Origin of the sequence: Thomasclavelia sp., from assembly GCF_017889095.1 — a bacterium.
Classification (GTDB): Bacteria; Bacillota_I; Bacilli_A; order Erysipelotrichales; family Coprobacillaceae; genus Thomasclavelia.
This window is the reverse complement of record NZ_JAGHEW010000016.1, coordinates 17,300-35,669: the sequence shown is the minus strand read 5'-3', so window position 1 is coordinate 35,669 and position 18,370 is coordinate 17,300. Positions and strand designations below refer to the sequence as shown.

General features: G+C 31.3%; 21 protein-coding genes. 6 read left to right on the top strand and 15 right to left on the bottom strand.

The features are described from left to right. Window positions 1-362 (bottom strand): cell division ATP-binding protein FtsE (locus J7M77_RS00860; RefSeq protein WP_296875065.1); only part of this gene is annotated, 362 nt, incomplete at its 3' end. Window positions 363-540: 178 nt separating this feature from the next. Here J7M77_RS00860 and J7M77_RS00855 point away from each other — a divergent pair. Next, the gene (locus J7M77_RS00855) at window positions 541-744 is read left to right on the top strand and encodes a hypothetical protein (protein WP_296875063.1); all 204 of its coding nucleotides are present in this window, start codon (window positions 541-543) and stop codon (window positions 742-744) included. Window positions 745-986: 242 nt separating this feature from the next. Here J7M77_RS00855 and J7M77_RS00850 read toward each other — a convergent pair whose 3' ends face one another. The 4 genes from J7M77_RS00850 to J7M77_RS00835 form a co-directional block, all read right to left on the bottom strand. Further along, a complete protein-coding gene (locus tag J7M77_RS00850) occupies window positions 987-1,844 on the bottom strand; it encodes a YitT family protein (protein ID WP_296875061.1) in 858 nt (285 codons plus the stop codon). 10 nt (window positions 1,845-1,854) lie between these two features. Further along, window positions 1,855-2,952 (bottom strand): peptide chain release factor 2, encoded by a 1,098-nt coding sequence (gene prfB / locus J7M77_RS00845; protein ID WP_296875059.1) that lies wholly within the window; start codon window positions 2,950-2,952, stop codon window positions 1,855-1,857. Next, window positions 2,952-5,585: a preprotein translocase subunit SecA gene (gene secA, locus J7M77_RS00840; RefSeq protein ID WP_296875057.1), complete on the bottom strand. Its 2,634-nt coding sequence runs from the start codon at window positions 5,583-5,585 to the stop codon at window positions 2,952-2,954. The genes prfB and secA overlap by 1 nt, the downstream gene beginning before the upstream one ends. Window positions 5,586-5,775: 190 nt before the next feature. Next, on the bottom strand, window positions 5,776-5,973 hold the full coding sequence (locus J7M77_RS00835; protein ID WP_296875056.1) for a cold-shock protein: 198 nt from the start codon (window positions 5,971-5,973) through the stop codon (window positions 5,776-5,778). A 269-nt stretch (window positions 5,974-6,242) separates the two neighbouring features. On the opposite strand from J7M77_RS00835, the gene J7M77_RS00830 reads away from it, so the two are divergent. Together J7M77_RS00830 and J7M77_RS00825 are read left to right on the top strand one after the other, a co-directional pair. After that, the gene (locus J7M77_RS00830) at window positions 6,243-7,346 is read left to right on the top strand and encodes a helicase-related protein (RefSeq protein ID WP_296875054.1); all 1,104 of its coding nucleotides are present in this window, start codon (window positions 6,243-6,245) and stop codon (window positions 7,344-7,346) included. Then, complete coding sequence (locus J7M77_RS00825) at window positions 7,313-7,975, top strand: ComF family protein (RefSeq protein WP_296875053.1); 663 nt, start codon at window positions 7,313-7,315, stop codon at window positions 7,973-7,975. Before J7M77_RS00830 ends, J7M77_RS00825 begins: the two co-directional genes overlap by 34 nt. Window positions 7,976-8,016: 41 nt before the next feature. On the opposite strand, the gene J7M77_RS00820 is transcribed toward J7M77_RS00825, so the two are convergent. Next, window positions 8,017-8,472, bottom strand: a complete 456-nt coding sequence (locus tag J7M77_RS00820) for a MarR family transcriptional regulator (protein ID WP_296875051.1) — start codon at window positions 8,470-8,472, stop codon at window positions 8,017-8,019. Window positions 8,473-8,578: 106 nt separating this feature from the next. Here J7M77_RS00820 and J7M77_RS00815 point away from each other — a divergent pair, with 106 nt between their 5' ends. Next, the gene (locus tag J7M77_RS00815) at window positions 8,579-10,132 is read left to right on the top strand and encodes a ClC family H(+)/Cl(-) exchange transporter (RefSeq protein WP_296875050.1); all 1,554 of its coding nucleotides are present in this window, start codon (window positions 8,579-8,581) and stop codon (window positions 10,130-10,132) included. Between the two features lie 23 nt (window positions 10,133-10,155). Here J7M77_RS00815 and J7M77_RS16810 read toward each other — a convergent pair whose 3' ends face one another. From J7M77_RS16810 to J7M77_RS00805, 3 genes are read right to left on the bottom strand one after another with little or no spacing between them, the layout of a single operon-like run. Beyond that, window positions 10,156-10,383: an S-ribosylhomocysteine lyase gene (locus J7M77_RS16810; protein ID WP_367236579.1), complete on the bottom strand. Its 228-nt coding sequence runs from the start codon at window positions 10,381-10,383 to the stop codon at window positions 10,156-10,158. Then, the gene (locus J7M77_RS16805; RefSeq protein WP_367236577.1) at window positions 10,371-10,601 is read right to left on the bottom strand and encodes an S-ribosylhomocysteine lyase; all 231 of its coding nucleotides are present in this window, start codon (window positions 10,599-10,601) and stop codon (window positions 10,371-10,373) included. Before J7M77_RS16805 ends, J7M77_RS16810 begins: the two co-directional genes overlap by 13 nt. Next, a complete protein-coding gene (locus J7M77_RS00805; RefSeq protein WP_296875049.1) occupies window positions 10,589-11,470 on the bottom strand; it encodes a DegV family protein in 882 nt (293 codons plus the stop codon). Before J7M77_RS00805 ends, J7M77_RS16805 begins: the two co-directional genes overlap by 13 nt. Before the next feature lie 94 nt (window positions 11,471-11,564). Between J7M77_RS00805 and J7M77_RS00800 the strand changes: the two genes are divergently transcribed. After that, window positions 11,565-12,158, top strand: coding sequence for a YigZ family protein (locus J7M77_RS00800; RefSeq protein WP_296875048.1), 594 nt, complete (start codon window positions 11,565-11,567; stop codon window positions 12,156-12,158). A gap of 54 nt (window positions 12,159-12,212) precedes the next feature. Next, on the top strand, window positions 12,213-12,671 hold the full coding sequence (locus tag J7M77_RS00795; RefSeq protein WP_296875046.1) for a dUTP diphosphatase: 459 nt from the start codon (window positions 12,213-12,215) through the stop codon (window positions 12,669-12,671). A 13-nt stretch (window positions 12,672-12,684) separates the two neighbouring features. Here J7M77_RS00795 and J7M77_RS00790 read toward each other — a convergent pair whose 3' ends face one another. The 6 genes from J7M77_RS00790 to pth all read right to left on the bottom strand — a co-directional run bounded on the left by J7M77_RS00790 (window position 12,685) and on the right by pth (window position 18,359). Continuing rightward, entirely contained in the window at window positions 12,685-13,038 is a 354-nt protein-coding gene (locus J7M77_RS00790; protein WP_296875045.1) for a hypothetical protein, read from the bottom strand. Further along, the gene (locus J7M77_RS00785; protein WP_296875044.1) at window positions 13,038-13,649 is read right to left on the bottom strand and encodes a class I SAM-dependent methyltransferase; all 612 of its coding nucleotides are present in this window, start codon (window positions 13,647-13,649) and stop codon (window positions 13,038-13,040) included. The genes J7M77_RS00790 and J7M77_RS00785 overlap by 1 nt, the downstream gene beginning before the upstream one ends. A gap of 64 nt (window positions 13,650-13,713) precedes the next feature. Further along, window positions 13,714-14,271 (bottom strand): TetR/AcrR family transcriptional regulator, encoded by a 558-nt coding sequence (locus J7M77_RS00780; RefSeq protein ID WP_296875042.1) that lies wholly within the window; start codon window positions 14,269-14,271, stop codon window positions 13,714-13,716. Window positions 14,272-14,364: 93 nt separating this feature from the next. Continuing rightward, entirely contained in the window at window positions 14,365-15,498 is a 1,134-nt protein-coding gene (locus tag J7M77_RS00775) for a TRCF domain-containing protein (protein WP_296875041.1), read from the bottom strand. A 102-nt stretch (window positions 15,499-15,600) separates the two neighbouring features. Continuing rightward, the gene (locus tag J7M77_RS00770; protein WP_296875040.1) at window positions 15,601-17,796 is read right to left on the bottom strand and encodes a CarD family transcriptional regulator; all 2,196 of its coding nucleotides are present in this window, start codon (window positions 17,794-17,796) and stop codon (window positions 15,601-15,603) included. 8 nt (window positions 17,797-17,804) lie between these two features. After that, a complete protein-coding gene (gene pth, locus J7M77_RS00765) occupies window positions 17,805-18,359 on the bottom strand; it encodes an aminoacyl-tRNA hydrolase (protein ID WP_296875039.1) in 555 nt (184 codons plus the stop codon). Between the last annotated feature and the right edge of the window lie 11 nt (window positions 18,360-18,370).

Here is an 18,370-nt window from a genome sequence, read left to right as displayed (position 1 = left end):
GTTGCCCGTACCCGCTGACGAATTTCAGCTCTAGGTGTATCTATTACTTCTAAGGCAAAAGCAACATTTTCAAAAACTGTTTTTTTAGGCAACAATCTAAAGTTTTGAAAAACTACTCCAATATTGCGACGAAAATAAGGAACTTTGCGATTTTTTAATTTAGAAACATCTTGCCCAGCTACTTCAACTCTACCAGAAGTAACTTTTTCTTCTCGATATAACAACTTAATAAAAGTAGATTTACCTGATCCTGTTGTCCCGATAACATAAACAAATTCACCAGGATCAATCGTTAAATTAACATCATTTAAGGCTCGTACACCAGTTTTATAAATTTTTGTAACATTTGTAAGCTTTATCATATTTTTGCCGTTTAGACTTGCTCCTTTCCATTATCTTAAATATATATTCAGTTTTCATCTATTCAATTTTCATTAAGCCTTTTTGCTCTACGTTATTATAGCACACTTTGACAAATATGGGCATAAATACTGTCATTATCACTTAATTTTTGTTACAATAAAGAAAAGAGGTGACAATATGAAAAGAATATGTCCAATGTGCCAAAGTGAATTGAAAACAAATTGTTTTATTAAGGATAGTGGCATTTCCAGCATGAGTTATCTTGAATTAATCATTAAAAATGATGATTTAAAAAAGACTAATTATGAACTAAAAAGCTGCTATTGCCCTAATTGTGGCCATGTTGATTTTTATATTGATTTAAAAAATCAAGATAAATAATCAACCCTAAAAAGAAATCAGCACGATTTCTTTTTATTTTGTCTACTCATTTAAAACAGCACTTTTATATTTATATGCAGCTTTTTATTATATAAATAGGCTGGAATATCTTTTATTGATAATTAACTAAATAATAAAATCATTTGCTTTTTTATTTAGTTAATCTGCTACTAATTATCTTTCTTTTACTACAATTTTCTTACTTTTAAAATTTTAAAAGTGCTGATATTAATCAACACTAATTATAAATCAATCGAAGGTAAAGTAAATCCACGTCCTTTGACACTATGAGTAATATTACTGATGATAAAAGCAGTTGGATCAATTTCTAAGATCATTTCATTTAATAAATGCAATTCCCGTTTAGAAACTACTGCCATTACCGCATATTGGTTTTTTTGTTGATAACCTGTCGTAATATTTAATAAAGTGCAGCCACGATTAATATTTTCAAAAACAATCTGTCGAATCTCTTTCCATTTAGGCGAAATTACGGTTACCTGAACTTTCGTTTCTCCAAGCATCATCATTTGATCAATTACGATTGTTGTTACAATTACAACTGCAACACCATATAAGATTGCTTCAATGGTAATTGGACAAACAATTACCTGGATAAGCAAAACTAAACAATCAAAAATATTGATCAGCCAGGCTAATGACATTCCCGTTTTTTTATTTAAGACCATAGGTGGAATATCCATTCCCCCAGTACTGCCACCAACTCGAAAAACTAGTCCACTGCCAATACCAATACATAAACCAGCATATAATGATGATAATAAAATATCGTTAGTAATATGACTAAGCGGCTCATAGCCTTCTAAGATTGCTAAAAATGTTGGATAAATGAGTGTACTTAATAATGTTCCATAAGCAAACTTTTTACCTAAGTAAAAATACCCCACAATAAACATAATTATATTAATCGCATAAACTGTATAAGAAAGATTAAGACCGGTTATAGCTTTAATGGCAATCCCAATTCCCGAAGCACCACCAGTAATTAAGCCCGCTGGTGTAATAAAAGCACAAATACCTAACGCTAAAATAAAATTACCAATAATTATTGCAATTGTTTGATTTAATATTTTTTTCATTACAGCCTCCTTATAATACCGCTTTTAAATAGGCATAGATAAAATCATCAAGATCCCCATCTAAAACAGCTTTGGGATTATTAGATTCAAAGTTACTACGATTATCTTTAACTAATGAATATGGGTGTAACACGTACGATCTAATTTGACTACCCCAGGCTATTTCTTTTTGTTCCCCCTTTAATTCTTGCAATTTACTTGCCTGTTTTTCCAGCATTAATTGATACAGCTTGCTTTTAAGCATGATCATTGCCTGTTCCCGGTTTTGAATCTGACTTCTTTGACTTTGACAAGTCACGACCGTACCAGTCGGTATATGAGTGATGCGCACCGCTGAATCAGTTTTATTAATGTGCTGTCCTCCAGCCCCGCTAGATCGATAAGTGTCAATTCTAAGATCACTGCTAGCAATTTCGATTTCTATTTCATCATTAAATTCTGGCATTACATCTACCGATGCAAATGATGTATGTCTTCGTTTAGCTGAATCAAATGGTGATAATCTAACTAAACGATGAACTCCTTTTTCCGCTTTTAAATGCCCATAAGCATTTTCACCTTTAATTAACATCGTTACCGATTTAATCCCGGCAACATCACCATCCAAATAATCAAGCACTTCAACCTTCCAGCCTTTATTTGCACTATAACGCTGATACATTCTAAATAACATATCCGCCCAATCCTGACTTTCAGTTCCCCCAGCGCCAGGATGAATTTCCATGATAGCATTTAAATTATCATGTTCATTTGATAATAACATCATCTTTTCAAATTCATCTAAATCTTTTGCGAAAGTTAAATAATCACTTTCTAAGATTTCCATAAATTCCTTATCATCAGTATTTTTTACTAATTCATAAGTTTCATTTAATTCATCTTCTTTTTGCTTTAATAAATCATATTGATCAACCGTTTTTTTCATCCGATTTAATTTATCATAAATTCCTTTAGCCTTATTAGCATCATCCCAAAATCCCTCTTGCAACGTAATTACAGTAAGTCCTTCAATCTCACGGCGATAAGCTTCAATATCGATTGACTGATAAAACTCACTTATTAATAAATGGGCTTTATTAAGCCCATTTTTAATTTCATATAATTCCATTACTTAAATGTTAATTCCATTTTTAAATGAGGAATTTTTTGTTCAGCTTCACTACCAGGACGAACACCCATATGCACGATATTTCGAGAAATAGTATCAGCGATACTGCTAGTCATCTGTTCAAACATATAGAATGCTTCTTCAGTATATTCAGCTAAAGGATCTTTTTGGGCATAAGCTCTTAAATAGATACCATTACGTAACTTAGTCATGGCATCAATATGGTTGATCCAAGTATAATCAATTACACCTAAAAGAATGCTTCTTTCATACTGTAATTTCTTTTCTGGCGGTAAATCTTTATTAAAGCGACTAATGTATTGATTGAAAACTAAATCTGTTAATGTTTCAATTAATTTTTTAGGGTCATGTTCTAACGACTCACAATTATTAGCATTTACTTCAACTAATAACATATAATTTTTAGCAACAAATTCAACCACACCAGCAACATCAACTGTTTCTACTTTACCATCATGTTTAGTATATTGACGGACTGTCATTTCAATGGCCTGATTGAACATTCCTTTAATAATTTCATCTAAACTAGCTTCTGACATAATGTCATCACGTTCTTTATACATGATTTCACGCTGTTGACGCATTACATCATCGTATTCCAAAATATGTTTACGAGCATCAAAGTTTTGTCCTTCAACTCGTTTTTGCGCACTTTCAATAGCTTTAGTAACCATTTTATTTTCAATTGCCTGATCATCTTCTAAATAATCCTTAAAAGAACTTAATCTTGCCCCAGCAAAACGTTCCATCAATTCATCTTCAAAAGAAACGTAGAAGACTGAATATCCTGGATCTCCCTGACGACCTGAACGACCTCTTAACTGATTGTCAATACGACGTGATTCATGACGTTCAGAACCGATTACGGCCAACCCGCCAATTTCAGCGACACCTTCACCTAATTTAATGTCGGTACCACGACCAGCCATGTTGGTAGCAATTGTAACAGCTCCGCGTTGTCCAGCTTTTTCAATAATTTCAGCTTCTTTGGCATGGTTTTTAGCATTTAAAACATTATGTCTAATTTTTCGACGATTCAACATCTTTGATAATACTTCTGAAGTTTCTACCGATACAGTACCAATTAGAATTGGCTGTCCATAAGAATTACGAGCTACTACTTCATCGCATAATGCTTTATATTTATTAACTTTAGTTGAATAGATCTTATCATTGCGATCATCACGGATAACTGGACGGTTTGTCGGAATTTCAATTACACGCATGTTATAAATTAATCTAAATTCTTCTTCTTCCGTTTTGGCAGTACCTGTCATCCCCGCTAATTTATTAAATAATCTAAAGAAATTTTGGTACGTAATTGTAGCTCGAGTTTCCGTTTCTTCTTTAATTGGAACTCCTTCTTTAGCTTCAATGGCTTGATGTAAACCATCTGAATACGCTCTTCCTGGCATAACCCGACCCGTAAACTGATCGATGATCATAATTTTAGCGTTATTAATATCACGACTGCCGTCTTCAGTTGCAATCATATATTCAACATCACGAGTCATTACATAATTAGCTTTTAAAGCTTGATTAATACGATGAACTAACGATGTATGTTGTGGATCATATAAGTTATTTAACTTAAATCCTTTTTCTGCTTTAGCAATCCCGCTAGCTGTTAAAGCAACAGTTTTACTTTCAATATCAACTTCATAGTCAACATCAGCTTTTAATGACTTAACAAATTTATCCGCTTGTAAATATAAAGCAGCAGTATTTTTACGACCACCAGAAATAATTAATGGTGTTCTTGATTCATCAATTAAAATTGAGTCTACCTCATCGACTAAAGCAAAATTTAATCCTTTAACTAATACTTTATCTTCTAAACGCGTAACCATGTTATCACGTAAATAATCAAATCCTAATTCCGCATTAGTCGTATACGTAATATCACAGCCATGAGCTGCCTGTTTTTGAGCTGGTGTCAATTCACGTTTATTTAACCCGACAGTAAGTCCTAAAAAATTATAAACTAAACCATTGTTTGTAGCATCACGACCAGCTAAGTAATCATTGACAGTAACAACATGAACCCCATTACCATTTAAGGCATTTAAATAAACTGGGAAAATTGATGTTAAAGTTTTCCCTTCACCAGTTTTCATTTCCGCAATATCACCATCATGTAAAGTAATGGCACCCATAAGCTGAACTTTAAACGCTTTTAAACCTAATTTACGATAAGCGGCTTCCCGCACCGTTGCATAGGCATCAATTAAAATATCATCCAAAGTCTTCCCATCAGCTAAAGCATCTTTGAAAATATTAGTTTGATTAGCTAATTCTTCATCACTCATAGCCTGATATTTAGACTCTAAGCTCATAATTTCATCAGCCATCTTATCTAATTTCTTTAACTGTTTTCTTTCATCATCAAAGATTCCTTTTATTTTTCCAACTAAACTTTTTTTAGTTGAATGGGGAGTTGTATTAAAAGGAATTACTTCACCGCTATAAACACCTTGAAAATCTTCTACTTTTATATCTTCACCGACTTGATCATTCAAATCGACAATATTTTTTACCGCATCAGGATTTAATCCGGCTTTTTCTTGTTTCTTTTTTAATTCTTTACGAATTTGTTCTTTTCTACTTGCCATGCATTACAACACTCCTTACTATTTGTCTATCGTATTATAACATTTAAAGTTATTAATTTAAACCCCTAAGTGAACTAAGTACCCTAGTGCATTTTTATTTCTAAATAAGAAGTAAATTTTATCTTAAGACAATCTTAAAAAATATTAATAAAAGCCAATATTAATTACGATATTGGCTTTATTATCATATCTAAATTTTAACTACATGTTTCGCTTGCATCCCTCGTTTACTTTGATACAGTTCAAATTCAACTAATTCACCTTCATTTAAAGTTTTGTAACCATCTTGTAAGATCTGGCTATAATGAACAAACACGTCTTTGCCATCACCACGATCAATAAATCCAAAACCTTTTTCCGCATTAAACCATTTTACTTTTCCTTGCATTTAATTCACCCCTTCATCCTTTGGTCATTTCTAGTATATGACTAAAGAATTAAAAGATAAAACAATTTCAATCGACAAAAAAAATATTAATAAAAACCCTGTTAATTTTTGTCGACATTTTTATCAAAATAAAGAAAAGATTGTTTAAATCAAGTTTTTTTTATTTTTATTTAGCGAAACTTTTTTAAGACAATCATGAGAAAAATTTATCACCAATTTGAGACCAAAATCCCCTTATTTTGCGGTACAATATAGGTGGGTGATATAAGATGATTTGTCCTAGATGTAAGAATCAAGATCCTCAATATTTCTATACTTTTAAGCAAATAACATACTGTCGTAAATGTATTAAAATTGGTAAGAAAGTAGTAGTCCAGAATCAATTTAACCAGCCTATTAAAAAAATTGATTATCACTTAGACTACCAGCTAACGTCATTACAACTAGAAATTTCGAAACAATTATTACTGCGTTATCAACAACACCTAAATACTAGTTTAAAAGCCGTCTGTGGTGCCGGTAAGACAGAAATAACTTATGAAGTGATCAAATATGCTTTAAATCAAGGTCACTGTGTCTGTTTTACGACACCCAGAAAAGAACTTGTCGTTGAGCTAGCTAAACGTATTGAAAGCCAGTTTCAAAACATTGAAATCACTAGTGTTTATGGTGGTCATTGTAACAAAACTAATGGGCAGTTTATTATTTGTACGACCCATCAGTTATATCGTTATCATCAAACTTTTGATTTATTGATCTTAGATGAACTAGATGCCTTCCCTTATGCCAATAACGATGTTTTGCAAGGCATATTAGAAAATAGTATTAAAGGTAACTATATCTATATGTCGGCAACTTTAACTAATCAGCCTGATTTGTTAATGACAAAACGCTATCATGGTTATTTATTAGACATTCCTAAATGTTATCTAACGCCAACTTGGCTTAGCTATTTAATCACAATGCTCAAAATTAAATCCCATCATCGCCAAGGAAAACCAACGATTGTTTTTGTTCCTAGCATTCTTTTAACTAAAAAGGTCACTAAGATCATGCGTTTAGCCAAAATTAAATGCCAAGACTGCAGTTCTCAAAGTACTAATATTGATTTAACTTTAACTGCTTTAAAACAAGGCAAGCTTGATGCGATTATTACAACTACGATTCTAGAAAGAGGGATTACTATTGATAATGTTCAAGTAATTATATTATATGGAAATAATCGGATTTTTAATCGGGATACTTTGATTCAAATTTGCGGTCGTGTGGGTAGAAAGATCAATCATCCTAGTGGCACGATTAGTATTTTTACCCCTTATAAAACTAAAGCGATTAAACGATGCATTCAAACTCTAAAACAAGACAATGCTTAATTTGTTTTGAAGAAATCGCTAAAACACCTAGTTTCTATCATTTTTGTCACCATAGTACATTATGTTTTAACTGCCTTAACCAATTTGAAATTTATAATCAGACTCATCTATTTAACGGTTATCCTTTGACTATTTTATATTACTACAACGACTTTTTTAAACAACTATTATTTCAATATAAAGGTCAAGATGACTACGCTTTAAAAGATGCTTTCTTAAATCCTTTTTATCATTTTAAAACCAAATATCGGCGTCATATAATTGTCACGGTTCCTAGCAGTGACCAGGACAATTTACGACGTGGTTTTAATCCTAATGAAATGATCGTTACTAGTTTTAGTAATAATATATTTACTGGTTTATATAAAACTAGTAATTATAAACAAACTAGTCAAACTAACCGTAAATTAGTTAAGGATGTTATCAAGATCAAAGATGGCAAACGCTTATTTAATCAAGATGTAATTATTTTTGATGACGTTATTACCTCGGGTAATACGATCATGACTTGTGCAAATTTAATTGCTTCTTTTCACCCCAGATCGCTTGCTATCGTGGTTATGGCCAGTAATCAAATTGATCATTTGATTACTTCAAAATATCACACACGAACTCGTTTTTTCCACTAATGATATTTATAAACATAATGAAAACCAGGCCCCGCCTGGTTTTATTTCTTTTCTAATTCTTGTTTAAATTTTTCCAGATCTTTTTTGATCTTTTTTAAAGTTGTAAAGACCCAATCTATTTGTTCATCAGGAATTGAAGCTTTATAGATCTTCGCTAATTCATGATGAAACTGTTCATGAATCACTAATGCTTCTTTGCCCTTATCTGTTAATTCTAATAAAAATACGCGCTGATCTTCTGAAGAACGTTTTTTGATTAAAAAACCTTTTTCAATGATCTTTTTTACAGCAGTCGTTAAAGTTCCTAAAGTTATATGCAATTCTTTGGCCACATTGCTCATTGAAGGAATCTTAACTTTATCAACCGCATCTAAAACATGTGTTTCACTCATTGATAATTCTTTAAATTTACTTTTCCTTAAATATATTTCTTGAACTGCCATTGCTTCGTTAAATACTTCAACAACAGTTTCAATTGCATCTAATCGTTTTGCCATTTCTATCACCACTATAATTGTACCTTATTTTTGTCATAATTAAAATAAAACATTCTTTACTAATCGCCATATTTCGATTTATAATGTTTTTGAAATGGGGAATTTTATGAAAAAGACTTTAACAAAATTATTAGATTCAAAACAATTTAAATTAATTTTATTATTTGAGGGGTTATTGGCTGGAATTGTAGCCGGGGGAATCGTTATTGCCTATCGAATTGCTTTATCTAAAAGCGCTTCGTTATTATTAGATATTTTAGCGTTTTGTAAAAACTCAATTATCTTAGTTGCTATCTGGTTTGTTGTTTTAGTGATTATCGCTAAAATTGTTTCTAAACTATTAAATCTGGAGCCATTAATTTCTGGCAGTGGTATCCCACAGCTTGAAGGGGAATTAAGTGGTAAGATTGATGCTAACTGGTATCGGGTATTACTATGTAAATTTGTCGGTGGTTTTCTATCAAGTCTAGCGGGACTAGCTTTAGGTCGCGAAGGTCCATCAATCCAGTTAGGAGCCATGAGTGGAAAAGGAGTGGGACGAATTTTAAAGCGCAGTAAAACCGAAGAACGTTATTTATTAACCTGTGGTGCCAGTGCCGGATTAGCGGCTGCTTTCCATGCTCCTTTAGCTGGTGTTATGTTTGCCTTAGAAGAAATTCATAAGCACTTTTCAGCACCATTATTAATTGCCGTTATGACTTCATCAATTACCGCTGATTATCTAATGACTCAGATTTTAGGAATGGAGCCAGTATTTTCCTTTAATATTCAAGCCGTATTACCTACCCAATATTATTGGATGCTGCTTATTTTAGGAGTTGTTTTAGGAATCTTAGGGGCTTTCTACAATAAATCTTTATTATTTATTCAAGGATTATATCAACGATTTAATCTATCAACTTTTAAACAGCTGTTAATACCGTTTATGTTAGCGGGAATTTTGGGATTTACAGTACCAGAATTAATTGGTAACGGGGATACTTTAGTTGATTTATTAACTGAAGGTAAATTAAGTGTTAGTTTAATTATTATCTTTTTAATTGGTAAATTTTTGTTTGCTCAAATCAGTTTTGGTTCAGGAGCACCGGGTGGAATTTTCTTTCCATTATTAGTAATTGGCTGTTTAATTGGCGGATTATTTGGTAATTTAGCACATTTATATTTAGGCTTAGATGCCAGTTACATCAACAACTTTGTTTTATTAGCGATGGCTGGTTATTTTACGGCAATTGTAAGAGCTCCAGTAACAGGAATTATTTTAATTTTTGAAATGACGGGTTCATTAAACCATTTACTATCACTAACATTAGTAACGATTGTAAGTTATATTGTTGCTGATCTTTTAAAAGCCAAACCGATTTATGAAAGTTTACTAGAAAACTTAATTAAAAAACGCAATTTTCCAATTCCTAAAGGCGTTGGCGAAAAGGTATTGCTTGATTTTATGATTGTAAACAATAGTCCTTTGCAAAACCATTGCTTAAAAGAAATTAATTGGCCACCACAATGTTTAATTGTTTCTTTACAGCGTGATGGTAATGAGTTTATCCCGCGTGGTCAAACTTATTTAAAAAGCGGTGATAGTATTATTGTCATGTGTGATAAAAATCAAGAAAGTATGATTTATGATCAAATTAGTGCTTTGATTAATCAAGAATAAAAAACTGCAAGCATTGCTTACAGTTATAAATAATGATATTGATGCTGCCATTTAGCGTTTAAATAATGCTGGGCAGCTTTTTTTGCCCCTGTTAGATCCATGTAAGTATAATTACCGCACTCTTCTTTAAAAGCACCAGGAATTTCTCCATCCCAAATGGCAATTTGCTTAAAAGTATCTTTAACTAACTCAATTACAAATTCTAATGATAAATCTTTAGTAATTAAATAAAATCCCGTCATACAGCCCATGGGACCAAAATAGATAATTTTATCTTTATATACACCATACGAAGTAAAGTTGCCCCAATATGTTCAATTGTATGTGCTGCTTCAGGTTTTAAAGCTGGCTCCAGGTTAGGCGTCGTCATTCGAAGATCGAAAGTCGTTAAATTATCATCGACACGAGAAACATAAACACCTGGTGTTAATTTGGTATGGTCGACACAAAAACTAGTTATTCGTTCCATGATAAGCCCTCATATTTTCGAATAAATTGATAGCCAACACCGCCAACACCCATATGAGCTCCAACAACTGCCGGTAATTCTCTTACAGTAATATAACATTCACCGATTCGTTTGATCAACTCTTGTTTCATCTGGTTAGCTAATTCATCAACCAAAACATGTTCAATGGCAATAATATAGTCTTTATTATTTACATGACAGTCATTAACCAAATGATCAATGATTCGTAAATTAGCTTTTTTAATCGTTCTTACTTTATCAAAAGTATCAATCTTGCCACCTAGTTTATAATTTAGTTTCATTACTGGCACAATTTTTAATAAATTCCCTAAAATTGCTACTGCGGGAGTGATTCGACCACCTTTTTTTAAATGATCTAAGTTAGGTACCATGATCAACGTTCCAGAATCTTCAACTAAAGAAGTTAAGATTTTTTCTATTTCCTCAACACTTTTACCATCATCAATTAATTTTTTAGCGACTCTAATTAAATAGCGCTGATTACTAGCCGTTGCTTTCGTATCAATTAAAGTAACAGGAATTTTAACCATATCACAAGCCAATTTCATCCCGTTTAAAGTTGATGATAATCCCGTTGCAATCGGTAATGCAATAATATGGTCATAACCGGCTTCTTTGATTTTGTGAACTGCTCCTTGAATCGAACCTGTTGATGGTTGTGAAGTTAATACCATCTCTCCAGTTCTTTCCATTCGTCTAAAAACCTCTTCAGCACTAATTTCCTGTAAATCAAGATATGTTTGTTCACCCATTGTAACTGTCAATGGGACAATATAGATTCCCTGGTCTTCTAATGAACCAATTGGAAATTGACATCCACTATCTGCTAAAACAGCTATTTTTTTCATAGTCATTGCCTCCTATAAATTATGCTTCTAATATACCAAATTTATCAACTTTTTACCAGTAATATGTTATGATAATAAAGAAATGAGGGATTAGATGAAATCAGTACGTAAAATAACCGTTAATCGTCTGGTAATCAAAAAATCAGAATTTATTTGTACTTTGATACCTTGTAACGATGAAAGTCAGGTTGATCAAATTATTAATGAATATAAACAAATTTATCATGATGCTACTCATAACTGCGTTGCTTATATCGTAAATAATGCTAAAAGAGCTTATGATGATGGTGAACCAAGCAAAACAGCGGGAGTGCCGATGTTAGATGTATTAGAAAAAAATGAGTTATCTAATATCATTGCTATTGTTACTCGCTATTTTGGGGGAATTAAATTAGGAGCTGGCGGTTTAACGCGAGCTTATCGCCAAAGTGTCGCCGATGCTTTAAAAGTTGCTGATATTGTTGAAAAACATTTAGTACCCCTATATAAAATAACCATTGGTTATTCATATACTAAAAAATTTGAACATTTATTAAAAGTTCATCAAATTGAATGCATCAATAAAGAATATTTAGATCAGGTAAGTTATGAATGTTATTTAAAAAATATTACTTTTTTAGATATCATCCAGGATCTCACTAATAATCAATATACTAAAGTTCATCTTCGTGATGATTATATTGAATAAAATTAATGAAAAGGACATAAAAAGGAGTATAATACTAGTAAGAGGTGAAAATTAATGAATGAAATTAATAAAATATATCACCAGCATGTAACCAATGAATTAAAACTTGCTAGTAATCCTGATCATGCTGTTTTAAACAAAGATAAAGTGGAAGCTAAAGTTCTAGCATTTCTTTGTGAATTAGGTAAAGTTGGTGAAGAAGCCCATATTTTTAGCTTTTGGGATAATTCTTCAACTGACAATAAAGATTTACTGGAATGTTATATTTCTGGATTACACATGTTAATGTCGATTGGTTTTGAATTACATGTTGATAATGTTAAAAACTATCAGGAAATCAATGATCCGACTACTATTAGTAATCAATTAATCAAAGTTTATCATAGTGCTTTAAAAATTAATGATTGTTATAATTTTGAAGCATTCCAAAACTGTATTGATGATTATTTTACTCTAGGATTTAAAATTGGTTTAGATTTTGAAACGATTGTTAATAATTATGCTCAAGAATAAACGAAAAACTCGTTTATTCTTGTTTTTCTATTAATGAATTAATAAAATCATAATCAAAGTACTCTTCCATTATTCTTACATATTCATTTGCCTGATAGTTATCATAGCCTAGTTTTAAAACAAATGCCAACGTTTTTAAATACTGCTGATAACTTAACTTAGCTTCCTGCTTGCCTTGCATTGTTAAAGATAAATTCTTCCCATCAATATTAATCAATCCCTGCTGATGCAAATATTTAACTGCTAAGGAAACACTTGAACGAGCATAGCCTAAAGTTAAGGCTAGATCAATTTGTCTAACTTCTTTTTTTGACAGTGCCAACTGGTATATCGTACGCAAATATTTTCGTCTGGTATAATCTTTCATTATTTAATTACTACTCCTTTAACCATAAACCCATCATGTCCTATTCTTTCAAATTCAATTTGCTTAAAATGCGGTCTTAATAAACTAATCATTTCTTTTTTACTATAAACATGAACATCGCCTTCATTATTAAATCGTAATAAAAAATTAAATATCTTTCTAATAAGCGCTGTTTGATAAAGATCACCAATGATCAAATAACCATCTTTTTTTAAAACCCGGCTAATTTCTTTGATAACCTGCTCTACTTCTACATAATGATGAAACGAATCATTACAATAAACTAAATCAAAGCTATTATCATCAAAGGGTAAATTTTCACTATCACCAATAACTAATTTAACTCGATTGGCTAACTTTTCATTAGCTATTTCAATCATCTTCGAAGACAGATCAATTCCCGTAAGCTGATAGCGATCATTATTCTCTAATAATAGTTTCATTAATTCACCAGTACCACAGCCTAAATCTAGTATTTCCAAACTATCAGTTTTAATAACGGTATCCAATATTTTAGGATATAATTTTTTAGCGTGTTTACTAAACATACTATGATCATAAACTTTTGCCTGTCGATTAAATGTTTTTAATGTTTGTTCCTTTTTATTCATACTTGCCTCCGTAAATGAACATTGTTCATTTTTTTAATATATTTAAATCCCTGCTTTCAGGGATTTATAGATCAATTAATTTATAAACATATTCTTTTAATCTTGATGCAGCTTGATGATGATTTACATCATGACAAGATAAAATATCTAAATGCCCATAAACAATAAAACTTACTAAAATTTCCGGATCTTCAATTTTCAAATTTTCTTGATCAATAGCCTGTTTAACGGTTTTTAAAAGATGAGGATAAATAAACTGACAAAGTTTTATTGATAGTTCTTGATGAAACGCCTGATTTTCAATTTGATGAAAGAAATTATGATAAACAAATTTATCATGATCATCAACTATACTTGAATATAGATAATCAATTTTTTCTTTAAGTAGCAGCTTATCATCATTTAAAATCTTTAAAAAATCTTCGCAGCATTTTTGTATATATATATCTATTGCACTATTAAAAATAATCTGCTTAGAATCAAAATAGCGATAACACAATCCCAAAGAAACATTCATTTTTTTAGCGATATCGCGCATTGATGTTTGTTTATAGCCCTTTTCTTTAAATAATTCCATTGCCGTTTCCATAATCTCTTGTTTTCTAAGTTCATTTTTATTCATCATAGCCACCTCTTTAATCATTATAAAATAATTAACTAAAGAAAATCAATGAACAATGTTCATTTTTTGTTAGGAAAGCAAACAAAAAGAGGCTTACGCCTCATTTAAAGTTGTGATCAACTGATTAATTCTTTCTAACCATTGATCAGATTTTGGTAAAATCAGCTTGATTTGACCTCCAGACTGTTTAAATCCTGGGCGGGTAAATAAGCGATTAACTAATTCAAATAACTGTTCTCCTTTTAACTCCTGGCTATATTGTTTAGTAAAAGTAACTTCAATTTTATCTTTGACTTCACTAATGTCATCAACAATTGAACTAGCAGCTAAAATATCTAACTTTCGCTTTTCAATCAACATAGCTACTTCATCTGGTAATTTTCCATAATAATCAATAAATTCTGATTTTAAATGATCAATTGCATTAATTGAAGTAACCTGATCTAAACGCTGATATAATTCTAATTTTTCAATGTCACTAGAAACATAATCATGAGGAATATAACCGTCAACTTTGACATTAACAGCTTTAATTTCTTTTTCATTAGTTACTTTACCCATTTTTTCATCAATGGCATCTTGTAAGATCTTCATATACATTTCAAAACCAATAGTGTCGATAAAGCCTGACTGGGTTCCTCCTAAAATATCACCAGCACCACGAATTGCTAGATCACGCATAGCAATTTTATAACCACTACCTAATTCGGTAAACTCTTTAATTGCTTTAAGGCGTTTGCTGGCTTCTTCATTTAAAATTTTTGAAGGATTATATAATAAATATGCATAAGCCCCACGACTACTGCGGCCTACTCGACCTTTGATCTGGTATAACTGACTTAACCCAAAACGATCGGCATTTTCAACAATAATTGTATTGGCGTTAGGAATGTCAATTCCAGTTTCAATAATTGTTGTACATACTAAAACATTAAATTCCTTGTTGACAAAACGCATCATCACATCTTCGAGTTCATTTTTATCCATTTGCCCATGACCAATCGCTACTTTAGCGTTAGGCACATTTAAAGAAATATTATAAGCCACATTGGCAATTTGATTAGTTTGGTTATATAAATAGAAAACTTGACCATCACGAGCTAATTCACGTTCAATGATTTGTTTAATTAACACATTGTTTTTACCAACTACATAAGTTTGCACCGGCTGACGGTTTTTAGGCGGAGTTTCAATTTGCGATAATCCCCTAATTCCCATTAATGACATTTGTAATGTTCTTGGAATTGGGGTAGCACTTAAAGTTAAAACATCGATTGTTTTTCGATATTCTTTGAGTTTTTCTTTTTGACGAACTAAAAAACGTTGTTCTTAATCAATACATAATAATCCAATATCTTTAAAAACAACATCTTTAGACAAGATTCGATGAGTTCCAACTAATAAATCAATCTTTCCTTCTTTTAAATCAGCTAAGATTTGCTTTTTAGCTTTAGTGGTAGTAAAACGATTCAATAAAGCAATATTAATAGGGAAGTTTTTAAACCTTTCTTCCATCGTTTTATAATGTTGCATGGATAAAATAGTTGTTGGACATAAAAAAGCAACCTGCTTATTGGCTTCAATGGCTTTAAAGGCAGCTCGTAAAGCTACTTCCGTTTTTCCAAAACCAACATCGCCACATAATAAACGATCCATTGGCTGTGGTTTTTCCATATCCGCTTTAATTTCAGCTACTGAACGAGCCTGATCGGGTGTTAATTCGTAACCAAAATCATTTTCAAAATCTAATTGCAGCTTATCATCAGGCGGAAAAGCAAAACCAGGCTGATTAATTCTTGCCGCATAGATTTCAATTAATCTTTCAGCAATATCATCAACTTTATTTCTAGCTTTAGCCTTAGCTTTTTGCCAGTTTGATGTTCCAAGTTTATTAAGTTTTGGAACTTTTCCTTCAACTCCGGAATATTTACGGATCATCTTAAACTGTTCAACAGGGATATATAAAGTATCGTTACCAGCATAAGCAACATATAAATAATCTTTATGAAAACCTTGGACTTCTAAGGTCTTAATTCCCAGATATTGTCCAATTCCATGATTATCATGTACAACATAGTCACCGACATTTAACTCTTGATAATCTTTAATAACTTTAGCATTTTTATACTTTAAATATTTTGGTTTATTTAAATTACGTGTTTTAAATAACTCATTAGCACTAATGATTACTAGTTTTTCATCAACTAATTCAATTCCCGCATTTAAACGATAAATACCTATATTTAATCCCGGATATAAATCATCCTTGATCCCAACTAAAGTATATAACATTTCATGGCGATCAAATAAATCACACATCAGTTTGACCTGGTGTTCATCATCTAAAGCTAATAAAACTTTAGCGGTTTTTAAATAATCACGAATTTGATGAATTAACATCTTTTCATCATTATTATCAAGCATAACTAACCGGGCATTAAAGAAAATATCCTGATCAGTTTTAGTGAATGGATTAAAATAAACGGCTGGCTGATCAATTATTTTATAAAGATCACTAAATAAATTCAATCCTTTAACACTTTTACCCATACTGCTTAATTCTTGATAATAATAAAAGTTTTCTTCTAAATAATGTTTATAAGCAATTTCAATTTCTGGACGATTTACCTGAATGATCAATGGATCATCAAGATAATCTAATAAACTAGCCGTTTGTTTAAATAAATTAAAATAGCTATACATATTAAAACTAGTGTCATGATTACGTAGACTTTCCTGATCAACAGCAACTTTACTTAAATAGTCATCTTGATAGATTTCATCAAGTTCTTCATACTGTTGATCACGTAAATCATTGATCTTGCTTAATACCGCTACAACCTCATTATCATCATATAAAATATCACTAGCAGGGATAATAGTTACCTGGCTGACTGCTTCAATCGTTCTTTGACTATTTTGATCATAGTAGCGAATACTGTCGATTTCATCATCAAAGAATTCGATTCGAACCGGATTTTCATTTTGAATTGAAAAAACATCAATTACGCCACCACGTTTAGAATAATAAAACGGCTGATCAACTCGCATCGTATGTTGATATCCAGCCTGGATTAATTGTTTTTGCAACTGATAAATATCTAACTGCTGTCCTACTTTCAACTCTAAACAGTTATTTAAAAATAATTGTTTTTTAGGTAAATAACGAACCAAAGCCTGACCATGGGTAATCAAGATCTTCGGTTTATTTAAAGTAAGGCGATATAAAGCATCGATTCGTTGTCCTAATAATTCTGGTGAAGAAGCTAAAGCTTCAATCCGATAAGATTCATCAACCGGAAAATATAAACTATCTTCTTCATTGATCAAAGCTAACTGCTGATATAATAGATTAGCTTCATACTGATTTGCCTTAATAACAACAATATTTTTTTGTAAATGCAAAAAGGCACTAGTTATTAATAGTGCCTCATCGTTAACATCATTAACGACGATATTTCCTTGTCCTTTTAAAACAGCTTTAAAAGCTGGATTATTCTTTAATATTTCATCTATCTTTTTCATACTTTCCTCTAATTATAACGATTCATCGCATAATCAAAATCATGGTCTAAATAATCTAATACTGCATCACGAGCATTTTCAATCCCCTGATTGATCATAGATGATTCTTCTTTAGTAAACTTTGATAAAACATAATCGACTACTGGTATATAGGGATGACGATCGATTCCAACTCTAATTCGTTTAAAATTATTTGATGATAAATGGGCAATAATATTTTTGATTCCATTATGACCACCAGCACTACCACTTTTGCGTAGTCGTAATTTACCTACTGGCATATCTAGATCATCATAAATTACTAATACATCATCAATGTCGATCTTAAAAAAGTTCATCGCTGCAATTACTGCTTCACCAGATAAATTCATAAAAGTTTGTGGCTTTAATAAAATGATATCTTCACCTTGATATTTAAACTTAACATATAAGCTTTTAAATTTCTTTTGTTCAACACTAACATTAAACTTATCGGCCAAAGCATCAATAACCATAAATCCACAATTATGGCGTGTTAAAGCATATTCTTTACCTGGATTTCCTAAACCTACAATTAATTTCAATTTTAAATCTC

Bases quoted from the DNA above. Each gene is read 5' to 3' on its own strand.
- J7M77_RS00855 (WP_296875063.1), top strand. From the start codon at position 541: ATGAAAAGAATATGTCCAATGTGCCAAAGTGAATTGAAAACAAATTGT.
- J7M77_RS00850 (WP_296875061.1), bottom strand. From the start codon at position 1,844: ATGAAAAAAATATTAAATCAAACAATTGCAATAATTATTGGTAATTTT.
- prfB (WP_296875059.1), bottom strand. From the start codon at position 2,952: ATGGAATTATATGAAATTAAAAATGGGCTTAATAAAGCCCATTTATTA.
- secA (WP_296875057.1), bottom strand. From the start codon at position 5,585: ATGGCAAGTAGAAAAGAACAAATTCGTAAAGAATTAAAAAAGAAACAA.
- J7M77_RS00835 (WP_296875056.1), bottom strand. From the start codon at position 5,973: ATGCAAGGAAAAGTAAAATGGTTTAATGCGGAAAAAGGTTTTGGATTT.
- J7M77_RS00830 (WP_296875054.1), top strand. From the start codon at position 6,243: ATGATTTGTCCTAGATGTAAGAATCAAGATCCTCAATATTTCTATACT.
- J7M77_RS00825 (WP_296875053.1), top strand. From the start codon at position 7,313: ATGCATTCAAACTCTAAAACAAGACAATGCTTAATTTGTTTTGAAGAA.
- J7M77_RS00820 (WP_296875051.1), bottom strand. From the start codon at position 8,472: ATGGCAAAACGATTAGATGCAATTGAAACTGTTGTTGAAGTATTTAAC.
- J7M77_RS00815 (WP_296875050.1), top strand. From the start codon at position 8,579: ATGAAAAAGACTTTAACAAAATTATTAGATTCAAAACAATTTAAATTA.
- J7M77_RS16810 (WP_367236579.1), bottom strand. From the start codon at position 10,383: ATGGGCTGTATGACGGGATTTTATTTAATTACTAAAGATTTATCATTA.
- J7M77_RS16805 (WP_367236577.1), bottom strand. From the start codon at position 10,601: ATGGAACGAATAACTAGTTTTTGTGTCGACCATACCAAATTAACACCA.
- J7M77_RS00805 (WP_296875049.1), bottom strand. From the start codon at position 11,470: ATGAAAAAAATAGCTGTTTTAGCAGATAGTGGATGTCAATTTCCAATT.
- J7M77_RS00800 (WP_296875048.1), top strand. From the start codon at position 11,565: ATGAAATCAGTACGTAAAATAACCGTTAATCGTCTGGTAATCAAAAAA.
- J7M77_RS00795 (WP_296875046.1), top strand. From the start codon at position 12,213: ATGAATGAAATTAATAAAATATATCACCAGCATGTAACCAATGAATTA.
- J7M77_RS00790 (WP_296875045.1), bottom strand. From the start codon at position 13,038: ATGAAAGATTATACCAGACGAAAATATTTGCGTACGATATACCAGTTG.
- J7M77_RS00785 (WP_296875044.1), bottom strand. From the start codon at position 13,649: ATGAATAAAAAGGAACAAACATTAAAAACATTTAATCGACAGGCAAAA.
- J7M77_RS00780 (WP_296875042.1), bottom strand. From the start codon at position 14,271: ATGAATAAAAATGAACTTAGAAAACAAGAGATTATGGAAACGGCAATG.
- J7M77_RS00775 (WP_296875041.1), bottom strand. From the start codon at position 15,498: ATGTCATTAATGGGAATTAGGGGATTATCGCAAATTGAAACTCCGCCT.
- J7M77_RS00770 (WP_296875040.1), bottom strand. From the start codon at position 17,796: ATGAAAAAGATAGATGAAATATTAAAGAATAATCCAGCTTTTAAAGCT.